The 12,301-nt window shown below is 35.4% G+C and carries 12 protein-coding genes and 1 tRNA gene; 11 read left to right on the top strand and 2 right to left on the bottom strand.

What is annotated here, in order from left to right:
* Nucleotides 1–322 precede the first annotated feature (322 nt).
* A complete protein-coding gene (locus WKI77_RS03005; RefSeq protein WP_337860352.1) occupies nt 323–1,039 on the bottom strand; it encodes a hypothetical protein in 717 nt (238 codons plus the stop codon).
* A gap of 204 nt (nt 1,040–1,243) precedes the next feature.
* Between WKI77_RS03005 and argS the strand changes: the two genes are divergently transcribed.
* Entirely contained in the window at nt 1,244–2,872 is a 1,629-nt protein-coding gene (argS, locus tag WKI77_RS03000; RefSeq protein ID WP_337860351.1) for an arginine--tRNA ligase, read from the top strand.
* 94 nt (nt 2,873–2,966) lie between these two features.
* Nucleotides 2,967–4,646: a pyruvate kinase gene (gene pyk, locus WKI77_RS02995; RefSeq protein WP_337860350.1), complete on the top strand. Its 1,680-nt coding sequence runs from the start codon at nt 2,967–2,969 to the stop codon at nt 4,644–4,646.
* 2 nt (nt 4,647–4,648) lie between these two features.
* Here pyk and WKI77_RS02990 read toward each other — a convergent pair whose 3' ends face one another.
* On the bottom strand, nt 4,649–6,130 hold the full coding sequence (locus WKI77_RS02990; RefSeq protein WP_337860349.1) for a D-glyceraldehyde dehydrogenase: 1,482 nt from the start codon (nt 6,128–6,130) through the stop codon (nt 4,649–4,651).
* 243 nt (nt 6,131–6,373) lie between these two features.
* Here WKI77_RS02990 and WKI77_RS02985 point away from each other — a divergent pair, with 243 nt between their 5' ends.
* The 9 genes from WKI77_RS02985 to WKI77_RS02945 form a co-directional block, all read left to right on the top strand.
* Nucleotides 6,374–7,129 carry a peptidylprolyl isomerase gene (locus WKI77_RS02985; protein ID WP_337860348.1) on the top strand — a complete coding sequence of 252 codons (756 nt, stop codon included), beginning with the start codon at nt 6,374–6,376 and terminating at the stop codon, nt 7,127–7,129.
* The gene (locus tag WKI77_RS02980; RefSeq protein WP_337860347.1) at nt 7,130–7,840 is read left to right on the top strand and encodes an RNA methyltransferase; all 711 of its coding nucleotides are present in this window, start codon (nt 7,130–7,132) and stop codon (nt 7,838–7,840) included. It abuts the gene before it with no gap.
* 43 nt (nt 7,841–7,883) lie between these two features.
* Nucleotides 7,884–9,227: an MFS transporter gene (locus WKI77_RS02975; protein WP_337860346.1), complete on the top strand. Its 1,344-nt coding sequence runs from the start codon at nt 7,884–7,886 to the stop codon at nt 9,225–9,227.
* Nucleotides 9,228–9,278: 51 nt separating this feature from the next.
* Complete coding sequence (locus tag WKI77_RS02970) at nt 9,279–9,647, top strand: 50S ribosomal protein L18e (protein WP_337860345.1); 369 nt, start codon at nt 9,279–9,281, stop codon at nt 9,645–9,647.
* 5 nt (nt 9,648–9,652) lie between these two features.
* Entirely contained in the window at nt 9,653–10,066 is a 414-nt protein-coding gene (locus WKI77_RS02965) for a 50S ribosomal protein L13 (protein WP_337860344.1), read from the top strand.
* A complete protein-coding gene (locus WKI77_RS02960; RefSeq protein WP_337860343.1) occupies nt 10,063–10,467 on the top strand; it encodes a 30S ribosomal protein S9 in 405 nt (134 codons plus the stop codon). Before WKI77_RS02965 ends, WKI77_RS02960 begins: the two co-directional genes overlap by 4 nt.
* Nucleotides 10,468–10,471: 4 nt before the next feature.
* The gene (locus WKI77_RS02955) at nt 10,472–10,693 is read left to right on the top strand and encodes a DNA-directed RNA polymerase subunit N (RefSeq protein ID WP_337860342.1); all 222 of its coding nucleotides are present in this window, start codon (nt 10,472–10,474) and stop codon (nt 10,691–10,693) included.
* An 86-nt stretch (nt 10,694–10,779) separates the two neighbouring features.
* Nucleotides 10,780–10,852 (top strand) — tRNA-Pro (locus WKI77_RS02950).
* Between the two features lie 161 nt (nt 10,853–11,013).
* Nucleotides 11,014–12,301: divalent metal cation transporter (locus WKI77_RS02945; protein WP_337860341.1), on the top strand; the 1,288-nt coding region annotated here is incomplete at its 3' end.

Below are 12,301 nucleotides of genomic sequence, written 5' to 3'. Positions count from 1 at the left end.
TGGATTGTTATGGTTAGGATTAAAATTCATACTTAATAATGTCAATAAAATGCCTGTAATAAACATTATTTTGCCTGCAATCATCATTTTTTTAGGATTTGAACATTTCCATTTATTTATTATTTATTCACCATTTCCTCAGCATCCTTTTTTTATTATAATCTTTAATGTGGGGAATTATAGTAACTTCCCAGATCATTGATATATGTGTTTCCCCCTATTCTAAGGTAATTCAAGTTTGATAATATATACGACATCACTAGATTTGGGCTAAGATAATCTGACCATGGAATATGGTGCAGGGCATATATAAAGCTTAAGCTTACACTAAACCAGATGTCATTTGCATTATCTCGAAGTATATAGCAATAAGCCCAACTATAGCCCCTATTACTGCTCCTACAATAACTCCAATCCAACTACCGACAAGAGCTCCAATCGCTGCGCCTATTACAATACCAATAACTACATTCCAATCTCTCACTGTTGCAGAGCCTTCCATGAAATGGCATAATTCATTACCCCTTAATATATGATTATCTTTAGCCCTTAAATTATAAAATGAAAGGCTTGGATGGTCATACGCATGTGCATGTCCACCATCGTAATAAAGGCCATCCCACCAGAAGTGATAATTATACGAACTCTCCGGCATTAACATTGGATTTGCGGAGTCCATAGTTTTAACAACCTTACTTTTAATAACTTTATTCGGCATTTCAAAATATTTCCCTGCTCCATCATTGATGGAATATTGAATTGAATTACCCAGGTAGACTACTGAAATATTTGTTATTTTCCCATTAATATTGTAAGAAGCAAAATATCCTTTTCGCTCCTTTTTTACCAATACTTTATTTCCATGAAAGATAAATTTATAAACATTGTTTGAACCTTTTAACGGTAAGGCGCTCACTTCCGAATTTTCATAATTACCGGCGTTAATATGCATACCTGCATTATATTCTACTACCGGAACAAAAGCCAGCATCACAAATATTCCAGCTATTATTATTCCTATAACTATCTTTTTATTCATATAAGTATTGTATTTTTTATCACCTGTACTAAATTATGCAAGGCCTTATCAATTTTACAGCAAATTACTTACACTATCAGAAAAATTCAAGGGAGATAATGAAAATTATTAATTCTGGACATGTAATACTATATAAATAATTAATTTAGGCAATAAATTGCAGAAATATAAAAAAATATAACTACATATAATTTATTACCAACAATGCTTCTTTTTGATGATTACAAAAAAATTATACTTGATGAAATAAAAAAAGTGTACAGCATAAACGATAATGATATGGTTATGAGTGAGAATTTTGGGGATTTCACTCTTAAAATATTCAAATTCCAGAATGAAAAAGATGCAGTATTTGCCAAAATAAAGTCAATTGTAAATATGGAATTTATTGATAAAATAGAACTTCAGGAAAACTATATAAATTTCTATATAAAACCGGAAAAAATGCTGGAAGCAATAAATAATTCAATAAAGCAATTTGGTATGTATCCAAATGTATTTCAGGATACTTCAAAAGTGTTAATAGAGCACACAAGCTCCAATCCTACCGGCCCAATACATGTTGGCAGAATAAGAAATTCTATAATAGGGGATTCTATTTACAGAATAATAGATAGATATGGAACAAGGTCATGTACACAGTATTTTGTAAACGATTCAGGCAAACAGGTAATTTCATTATACCTTGGCCATGTAAAATATCACAACAGCGAGGAAATGACTGTGAATAATCTCCTTGATGGTTATCAGAAAATTTATTCAAACATAGAGAAGGATCCGGACATTAAAAAAGAAGTTCAGGCGCTTGACGAAAGGTATGAAAACGGTGACAGGGATTTAATAAAGAAAATACAGGATACAGCTTCCATAGTTTTGAAATCAATAACGGATTCTCTTGAGAAACTTGGAATACACATTTCTACATATGTGTGGGAATCAAATTTTATAATGTATGGGGACGTTGCACAACTTATAGATTCATTATCTGAAGAATTAAAATCTGAGGGAAAAGCAAAATATTTAGAAATCGGTGACAAAAAAATCTTTTTAACCAGGCAGGACGGCACTTCCCTATATTTTGCCAGAGACCTTGTATATCACATGTTTAAATCGGAAAACTTTGACTGGGTAATAGATGTTCTTGGTGAAGATCATAAAGACCATGCAAAGAATCTTGATTATGTTCTTCATAATTATCTGGATTTTCCATCAAAAATTGATTTCCTGTTCTATGGTTTTGTATCTCTCGATAGTGGAAAGATGTCAACAAGAAAAGGAAATATTATTACAGTCAATGATTTATATGAAAGAACAGTGGAAGAATCAATAAAAATAATTAAGGCAAAAAGGCCAGACTACAAAAGCGATGAAATAGATCAAATAAGCACAGCTATAGCAAAATCTTCTATAAGATTTAACATCATAAAAATAAATGCAAATAAACCGGTAACATTCAGATGGGAAGAAGCACTTAATTTTGAGGGTGATTCAGCTCCGTACATAATGTATGCATATGCAAGAGCATGCAGCCTGGTATCCAGAACAGGCAGTGAACCAGAAATATCCGGTGAATACAATAAGTATGAAAAAGCACTGATAAAAGCAATGTATTTTTATCCATATTACCTTCAGAATTCATTTGATTTTCTAAGGGCAGATATAATGGCAGGATACCTGCTTTATCTGGTAAGGGAATTCAATGATTTTTACCTTAATTGCCCTATTATAGGAAACAAAGAGGAATCCAAAAGAATTATGATAGTTAAAATATTCAGGCAAATAATGGAGGACAGTGCAAATCTTGTGGGCATGCAGCTTCTTGAGAAAATATAAAAATGGATTGATAGTTAAATAATTTTATAACGCAAAAATCATGCCTTATAATGCACAACCAATAAGCTTATTATATTATGAATTATCTATTTTTATGACTAAAACCAAAATAGTGGCAACAATAGGGCCTGCAAGTTTTGACGAATCTACTATTATAAAAATGGCCGATAAAGGGCTTGCCACAATCAGGATCAATACAGCACATATAGAACCCGGATATATTACCGATGTATCAAAAACAGTATACAAAATTAATCGGGAAAAGAATAAAAAACTTGGAATCATGGTTGACCTTAAAGGGCCTGAACTGAGGACTGGAGAATTTCCCGGCGGCACTTTAAACATCACTGCAGGAAAAATATACAGCATTTCCGATGCATCAAGTGCCAAATCCGATATATCTATAAACTACAAAATTTCCGATTACATAAATCCGGATACGCTCATAGCTGTAAACGATGGAAGAGTAAGATTCAATGTAGAATCACTGGAAAATGGTGTAATAAAAGCCATGGCCATGGACAGTGGCACACTGCACAATAGGTCAAGAGTGAATATACCTGGGAAATACATAAATTTAGGAGTTTTAACTGATCGTGACAAAATGTTTATCGAAGAAAGCTTAAAGAATCATGTTAATTTTTACGCCCTTTCTTTTGTGCAGTCAAGAGAAAACGTATACGAACTTCAGGATTATATATACGACAGGAAGGGACGAGGAGATATAATAAGCAAGATAGAAACCAAATCAGGATATGACAATCTTGAATCCATAGTAAAAGTATCTGATTTTATCATGGTGGCAAGGGGTGACCTGGGTGTTGAGCTTCCATTAAAGGAGGTTTCTATTGCACAAAAGAGAATTATAAACATTTCACATAAATACGCAGTGCCAACAATAGTTGCCACGCAAATGCTGGAATCCATGGTAAATTCAGATTCTCCTACCCGGGCAGAGGTATCCGATGTTACAAATGCAATCCTTGATGATACAGACGCCCTTATGCTTTCAGAGGAAACAGCCATAGGGAAATATCCTGTAGAAGCTGTTACATACCTTTACGAGATTTCAAAATACGTTGAATCACAGGCAACATCTTTCCCTGAGCCTGAGAACTTTATGGTAGATCCCATAGCCTTTTCCGTTGCAAAGGGAGTAAAAATTATGTCAGGGACAATTAACGTGAGCTCAATTATTGCACTGACAAAATCAGGGCATACTGCTAAAATTATTTCTGCCATAAGGCCGGTTAATGATATTTATGCAGTTGTGCAGTCCGAATGGGTAGCCAGGTCCATAAATCTCATGAAGGGTGTAATACCTGTTTTGCTGCCTGAAGAATTTGCACAGCAGGAAAATATATATGAAATTATTAATAAAATCGCATCACTGGGAACACTGAAACCAGGAGAAAAAACAATAGTGATTTCCGGGTCACCATCACTGTATCTTGGCGGAACCAATAATATAAGGGTTCTATCCATAGGCCGTTTTATTGGAAGAGGGTATCCAGCAGGTTCCAGCCTTACTGGAAAAGTAGATCCTGTTCATCCTGAAAATGGAAATATCATTATTCTTGACAAATATGATGATGCACTTGACTATTCAAAATACAATGCTGCAATAATAAAATCAAATGTTACAAACAGAATAATAGATAAATTCGTAGACTCGGGTAAAACTCTTGTATACAGTGCTGAAATCGTGGAAAAAATAGATAAAATTACTTCAATCAGCATAGATGCCGATACAGGGATAATTACAGCAATATGAATTTATAAATTATCAAAAATATTGTTGTTTATTGTATTTATATACAGTGGCTTCTTTGAATAATCAACGTATACATTCTTTAATTTTAAATATTCATTTATGCCATATTTGCTTCCTTCTCCTCCCTGCCCAGTCATTCTGAATCCAGTATGGTATCCCTGAGACGCCTCAGGCCCGGGCATATTTATGTAAAGTTCACCGAATCTGATCCTTTCCGATGCGTCAAGCATTAATTCAGGGTCTTCAGTGAATAAATAGGATGCAAGCCCGTATTTTGAATCATTGGCTTTTTTATATAGTTCTTCAATATCTGAAACCTTTTCAGTTCCAATTATCGGGCCAAAAATTTCATCCTGAAACAATGTAGAATCCTGCTTAACATCTTCTATTATCGTTGGCTCAAAGAAATATCCATTTCCGTATTTTCCCTTAAGATCAGGCTTATTGCCACCTGTAAGTATTTTATATCCGGAATCTCTTGCATTTTCCACGGTTTTAACCATGCTTGCCTGCGCACCTTTGTTAATTAATGGGCCAACATCAGAATTTTCAGGATTTCCAACAGTTAATTTTTTTGTAACTGCTACAAATTTTGAAATAAATTTATCATATATATCTTCATGGATATACAATCTCTCAGCTGCAATGCATGATTGCCCTACATTAAGATATTTTGCCCATACGAGGCTTTTCAACGTTCTAATTATATCAGCATCTTTCCATACCATAAATGGTGCTTTTCCTCCAAGTTCAAGAATGAGCTTTGCCATGTTTGATGATGCATTCTGCATAATTCTTTGACCGGTTGATGTGGAACCTGTCATTGTTACAAGCCCAACTTTTTTATGGTTAACAATATAATCACCTATTTCAGAGCCACGGCCTGTTACAAAGTTTAAAACACCTTTTGGCATGCCTGCTTCAATAAATTTATTGACGATCCACTGTGCAGTTAACGGCGTATCTGAGCTTGGCTTCATAATAACTGTGTTGCCTGTTAGCAAGGCTGGAGCCAGCTTTCTTACAACCATAGCAGCCGGGAAATTCCATGGTGTAATTGCAACCACTATTCCATATGGAACTTTATACTGGAATATTTTTCTTTTTGAATTTGAACCTTCTACTATATCTCCTGTTAACTTTCTCTCGAATTCTGCATAGTACTGGATTTGATCAATAACACCGTCAACTTCATCACTGGCTTCGCGGCTAATTTTTCCAACTTCAAGTGTGAGCAGGGCTTCAAGTTCTTTTCTATTCTGCATTATAAGTTCATTTGCTTTAAATAAAATCTTTGCCCTTTCTGCAGTTCCCAGATCTGACCATGGCTGAAATGCTAATTCTGCTGCATCCATTGCTTCATCAACATCACCCTTTGTGGCCGCAGGGAACGTATCTATAATTTCTCCAGTGCTTGGATTATATTTATTCAATGTGTCTTTGTTTGACGAATCTTTCCATACCCCATTTATATACATTTTCATAGTAATTTATTGGCATAAAATATAAAAGCATTTCTAATTTACCGAAATTTGGGAGTTTTAATCAATTATTAATTGAAATCAAATAATATGAAAGGTCCGCGTGATGGGATCTGTTTATATGAAAGATGATATATTTTAGTGATAGTTTGGTATCTATTATTATACCAGAAATTATTTGCAAATTTTTCAATAAATATAAATAGAAATTTATAATGCCATAAAGTAAATTATCGGTGATTATTGATGAATGATGGAGATTTCATAGAACTGAGCTTTGAAATGAGAGCAGGACAGGACAAAAAATTAATTTCAACCAGCAAAGAAGATCTTGCAAAAAAAGAAGACATATTTGATGACAAGAAGAAATATAGAGACGCTGTAATAGTAATTGGCACGGATGGCCTTTTTAAAGAGATTAACGATTCATTCAGGCATGCGGAAATTGGAAAGGAATACGAAGTTACAGTTCCGGCCAAAGATGCATATGGAATGAGAGACAACAAAAATATTAAAGTTGTCCCGATGAGAGAGTTCCAGAGAAATAAGATTAATCCTGAACTTGGAAAGGAAGTTAATATAAATAACAAGGCTGGTAGAATAATATCTGTAACCCCCGGCAGAGTTTTGATAGATTATAACCATGAACTGGCCGGAAAAGACCTGTATTACAAATATCAGGTAAACAAAGTTATAGATGATTTAGAGGGCAAGGTTAATGCAATTATAGATATGGATTATACAGATTCCGATAATTTTGTTGTAGAAATTGAAAACGATTCAATAGGCATTCAGATTCCAGAAGATGCAAAATTTGACGTTAACTGGGTTGATTCTAAATATAAAATAGTCAATGACATAAGGAAATATATACCTGACAGGGACATCATTGTAAAGGAGCTTTACAAGAAAGAGGAAAAGAAAGAAGGAACTCCGAAAGAGAATTCTGCGGAAAAATCAGAAGAAAGCAAGGATACGGATAAAGTAAAAGAAACTCAATAAATGTTGGACCTTAATAATTTTATTTCTGTTGTTCTGGTTGAGCCCAAATATCAGGGCAATATCGGAGCAGTAGCCAGATCAATGGCAAACAGCGGCATCAGTGATCTCAGAATAGTTAAAACACCTATAGAAACAGAAGCCATTTACAGATCAATGCATGGCCGTTATATTTTAGAAAATGCAAAAATATTTGATTCGCTGGAAGAAGCAGTGAAGGATTTTGAAATAATTGCCGGAACTTCTGACGTTTCCAAATCAGGAGAGAAATTCAGGCGTGTGCCTACCAGTCCGGAAGATTTCTGGGAACACAACGGGCTAACCGGGAAAAAGGTTGCACTTGTATTTGGTCGGGAAGATAATGGCCTGAATTATAATGAACTGGGAATGTGCAATTTTTTTATAAAAATTATAGGAAATCCAGAATATCCTGTATACAATTTATCACATGCCGTTGCAATAATATTATATGAAATGATAAAAACCAATTATTCCGGGAATGCAACAATAATACACGATGTAATTCATCGTGATCAACTTGATAAAATGTCGGGGAGAATTGAGGAACTTTTAGAAAAAATTGATTACAATAGCCAGGAAATTGATACATTAATGAATATGATCAACAGAATAATGGCGAGATCAAACATAACGGATTCTGAATTCTATAAAATCATGGGCATAATCAGGCAGACAATAAACCGGATTGAATAACAGTAATGTTTATTAATCTATATAATATAAACGAAAGAGAACAATGCTCACTGTTCATAAAAGAGTAGATGAACTTCCAGTAAACCCATTTTTTTGGAAAATAACAATGCTTTCTTCTATGGGAATCTTCATGGATGGATATGTTCTTTCAATATACTCAATAGCCATACTTTACATGCGGAGTTATTTTCATTTAGTAAGCGGAACCCCATTTTATGTTTATTATATAGCGTTCATGGGTTCTTCAGTTTTCATAGGAATGTTTTTTGGAAGCATTATTCTAGGAAACCTTTCAGATAAATATGGAAGAAAGAAGATCTACGAATATGACCTGGTAATAACCATATTATTCCTGATACTCACTGGAATTTCCAGCAACATAACAGAATTTATTATTTTTGAAATTCTGGCTGGAATAGGAATAGGTGCCGATTATCCTATAAGCTCGTCGATTGTGGCCGAATTTTCACCAAAAAACAAAAGAGGCAGGTTTCTTGTTCTCAATATATTTTCATGGACTATAGGCGGTGTTGTATTGCTTCTTATTTCAATCCCTGTTATTTTATACGCACCTGTAGCCATTAACTGGAGAATACTTTATCTTACAGGGGCAATAATACCATTCCTGGTCTTATTATCAAGGAGAAATCTGCCAGAAAGTCCATTCTGGCTCACATCAAAGGGAAGGAATAGTGAAGCCTTAAAATCATCAAACGAGCTGGGCAAATCAGCTGGAGTTAATGTAGATGAACTTCCTGATGTAGAGAAAGGAACTTCAAAGGTCAGCGACCTGTTTTCAAAAAAATACCTGTATTACACAATATTTGTTTCGGTTGCATGGTTTTCGTACGATGTTTCTAGCTATGGTGTCTGGGAATACACCCCTTCGGCCTTTGCATTCAGCAATTCCAATATAGTAATGGTTGTACTCGCCACACTTTTGGAAGATGTTCCTGTTTTTATAGGTTTTCTTATCTGTATGTACTATGTTGAAAAAACAGGCAGAAGAAGTCTGGAGCTCATAGGCTTTGGTGGTGCAGCAGTTTCTCTTGCAGTTTTCGCTGCATTATCAGATTATATTGCACTTGGCCTTTTAATCATATTTTTTTCCTATGCCACAATGCATCTTTTCCATAATATGGGGCCAGCCAATCTTACATATGATTATCCGGCCGAGATATTTCCAACAAGAATTCGTGGGACAGCCATGGGCTTTGCAACATCTGTTTCCAGAATAGGTGCTATTACTGGAACTATAGTATTTCCAATAATATTATTTACGTTGCCATTTACATATGTCCTGATATTTCTTATCATATTCGAAATCATAGGTTTTTCAATTACATTCAAGTTTGCTCCCGAACCAATGAATAAAAGTCTTGATTGAAATATGGCTGGATATTCAATAAATTTATTAATTAATGAGTTATATACTCCTATGTCGATCAAAGTAGAGAGAAAGACAAGTGTCTATTTAATAGATGTAATAAATGACTTGCTTGAAAGATCGAGAGAGAACCAGAGCATATTCTGGCGTGATATTGCCTCTCGATTAAATTCTTCAAGAAATCATTATGCAAACGTGAACCTGGGAAAACTTGACAGATATGTTTCTGAGGGAGATACCGTAGTTATACCGGGAAATCTTCTTTCTTCAGGAATACTTCACAAAAAAATCAAGATTTCTGCGTTAAAAGCCAGTGATAAAGCAAGGGCAAAACTTGTCGAATCAGGCAGTGAGTTCATAGAGTTAAAGGATCTTGCAAATGAAAATCCTAAAGGCACAAATTTAAAGATTATAAAGTGATAAAAATGATATACATTGATGGGGACAATCATATTTATGGCAGGCTTTCAGCTTATGTTGCAAAGCAGCTTCTATCAGGAGAAGAAGTAGTTATAGTAAACGCTTCAAAAATTGCCATTACCGGAAGCAGAAAATTTATTCTTGATAAATTTAACCATAGCAGAAATATAGGAAGTGTAAGAAAAGGGCCGTATTATCCTAGAACTCCAGATCAGATAATGAGAAGGTCAATAAAGGCAATGCTTCCAGTTAAGAAAACAAAAGGTCTTGAGGCACTGAAAAGATGCAAGGTTTTCAGCAGTATTCCAGGTTCATTAAAGGATGTGGAATTTGCTAAAATAGATAAAGCTTTGAATAACAATGCAACTGGTTTCATAACACTGGGGGACATTTCAAAAATACTGGGTGAGAAACAATGAGCAATGAAATACTTACAATAGGAAAGAGAAAAGCAGCAGTTGCAAGGGCAGTTACCCGTAAAGGGAATGGCAAAGTTCTGTTAAATGGAATACCCGTTGAGCTTTATCCCATAGAACTTCTGAGAAATAAACTCATGGAGCCTCTTAAAATACTGGGGGAAAGGGCAAACGAAATAGATATAGAAATAAAAATAAATGGTGGTGGAAATACTGGTCAGACAGATGCAGCAAGAACCGCTATGGCAAAGGGAATAGTAAAATATTTCTCAGATGACCATGATCTTGAAAACACTATCAGAAGTTATGACAGAACCATGCTTGTAAATGACATAAGAAGAAAAATGGCAAAGAAACCTATGGGTTCAGGAGCCAGGGCAAAGAGGCAGAAATCTTACAGGTGATATCATGATTATACCAGTTAGATGTTTTAGCTGTGGCAAGGTGGTCGCTTCGGATTACGTTAGATTCGTAGAAGAATCAAAGAAAATCAGGAAGGATACCAGCCATGACCCTACAGGAAAAGAAAAATCAGAGATACTTGACAATCTTGGCGTTGATCGTTACTGCTGCAGAAGAATGATTCTTTCCAACGCAGACCTTCTTGATGAAGTAATCTCTTATTCATAATTTTTAATCTATTCTAAATTATGTAAATCATTTATTTTTGCATCTTATTGAAACTTTTATATCCTATTTTGATATTCATCATAACAGGGACCGTGGGGTAGCTTGGTATCCTACCAGCTTGGGGTGTTGGTGACTCCGATTCAAATTCGGACGGTCCCATAGATTTTATTTAAAATTTTTTCTTAAATCTTATGCCAGTTTGAATTAAATCTGGCATTCAACAAACTAGTTAGGTAAACCTAACAAATATTTAAATATCGATCTGAGTTATCCAATAATTCACTGAATTGTTAACTGGTTAACAGTTTGAGGCGCGATAAATGGATTCAAATACTACTTTCAAAAAGAGAAGATTTCTGCACAAAGACACAATTGCTATGTTTGGCCCGGCATGGCTGGTTATGATGGCAGATATGGATGCCTCATCATATATCGGTGCAGCACAAACCGGGGCAACACTTGGATATGGACTTATCTGGCTCATGCTCATACTTATAATACCCCTTTATGTAGTCCAGGAACTGGCCGGGCGTATCAGTATTGCCACCAGAGAAGGGCTTGGCGATATAGTCAGAAAAAATTATGGAAAGAGAATGGCAATGCTAGTTGCCATGCCAATGGCATTGACCGATATGGTAACTTATGCCATTGAATATCTTGGAATAGGAATTGGCCTGGAAATAATGGGGCTTTCCATATTTTATACATTGCCTGTAATTTATCTTATACACATACTTATTGTTACCAGAAAAAGATACAGGCAGGCTGAGAAACCATTGTTAATAATATCATTTTTCCTTATAATTGCATTGCTTTTATCGCTTTCTCTCCGTGGCATTATACCGGTATCATCACCACTTGCAAACCCAATATTAATAAAACCTACAGCTGGATACTTTTTCCTGCTTGCAGCCAATGTTGGTGCTGTTATAATGCCGTTTATGATATTCTTCCAGGCATCAGCAACAGGATTAAAATTAAAAGATATAGAAAACAGGGAAATCATAACGCACTTCCACCGCAGGCGTCGCTCCCCTCGTAGGCGTCGCTCCCCTCGCAGGAACTATAAAATTCCTGAGGGCCCAGTGGCTATAAACAAGCACAGATCGGTAATAATAATGAGGAAGGAAACACTGGTGGGCGCGATAGTTACAGAGCTTTTAATGGTAATAGCTGAAATGGCTTTTGCAGGCATACCAAGGGCAGCACACGCTTCATTCTTTGCAACTCCTCAATTGCTTGGAAAGGTATTGACTCCGGTAGCCGGTTCACTGTCCCCATATGTTCTTGGGATCGGCCTAATAGCAGCAGGATTTATTGCCCTTATAACCATATCACTTGGAAGTGCATGGGGCATCGCTGAATCTCTTAATATATCAAAAAAATCATACTGGCTTGTGTACATACTTGAAAGCCTACCCGCCATAATAGCCATTATGTTTGTGAATCCATCGAGCATGATAGCGCTGGTTCTATATTTATTAATATTCTTTGTTTTTACACTGGTAGCTCCAATGACAATGCTCTGGCTCATAGGCAGAAACAAAGAAATTATGGGAGACCTTGTTTTATCAAGAAAGAATGAGTTAGTATACATTGCCATGTTTT

The sequence above is a fragment of the Ferroplasma sp. genome (assembly GCF_037442045.1).
GTDB lineage: Archaea > Thermoplasmatota > Thermoplasmata > Thermoplasmatales > Thermoplasmataceae > Ferroplasma.
The sequence above is the reverse complement of the archived record's forward strand: the minus strand, read 5'-3'. Positions and strand labels throughout refer to the sequence as shown.

What these genes read in the sequence shown, in the direction of transcription:
- WKI77_RS02960 (WP_337860343.1), top strand. Translation starts at nt 10,063, where the DNA reads ATGAGCAATGAAATACTTACAATAGGAAAGAGAAAAGCAGCAGTTGCA.
- WKI77_RS02990 (WP_337860349.1), bottom strand. Translation starts at nt 6,130, where the DNA reads ATGAAAATGTATATAAATGGGGTATGGAAAGATTCGTCAAACAAAGAC.
- WKI77_RS02985 (WP_337860348.1), top strand. Translation starts at nt 6,374, where the DNA reads ATGAATGATGGAGATTTCATAGAACTGAGCTTTGAAATGAGAGCAGGA.
- WKI77_RS02955 (WP_337860342.1), top strand. Translation starts at nt 10,472, where the DNA reads ATGATTATACCAGTTAGATGTTTTAGCTGTGGCAAGGTGGTCGCTTCG.
- pyk (WP_337860350.1), top strand. Translation starts at nt 2,967, where the DNA reads ATGACTAAAACCAAAATAGTGGCAACAATAGGGCCTGCAAGTTTTGAC.
- WKI77_RS02980 (WP_337860347.1), top strand. Translation starts at nt 7,130, where the DNA reads ATGTTGGACCTTAATAATTTTATTTCTGTTGTTCTGGTTGAGCCCAAA.
- WKI77_RS02965 (WP_337860344.1), top strand. Translation starts at nt 9,653, where the DNA reads ATGATATACATTGATGGGGACAATCATATTTATGGCAGGCTTTCAGCT.
- WKI77_RS02975 (WP_337860346.1), top strand. Translation starts at nt 7,884, where the DNA reads ATGCTCACTGTTCATAAAAGAGTAGATGAACTTCCAGTAAACCCATTT.
- WKI77_RS03005 (WP_337860352.1), bottom strand. Translation starts at nt 1,039, where the DNA reads ATGAATAAAAAGATAGTTATAGGAATAATAATAGCTGGAATATTTGTG.
- argS (WP_337860351.1), top strand. Translation starts at nt 1,244, where the DNA reads ATGCTTCTTTTTGATGATTACAAAAAAATTATACTTGATGAAATAAAA.
- WKI77_RS02970 (WP_337860345.1), top strand. Translation starts at nt 9,279, where the DNA reads ATGTCGATCAAAGTAGAGAGAAAGACAAGTGTCTATTTAATAGATGTA.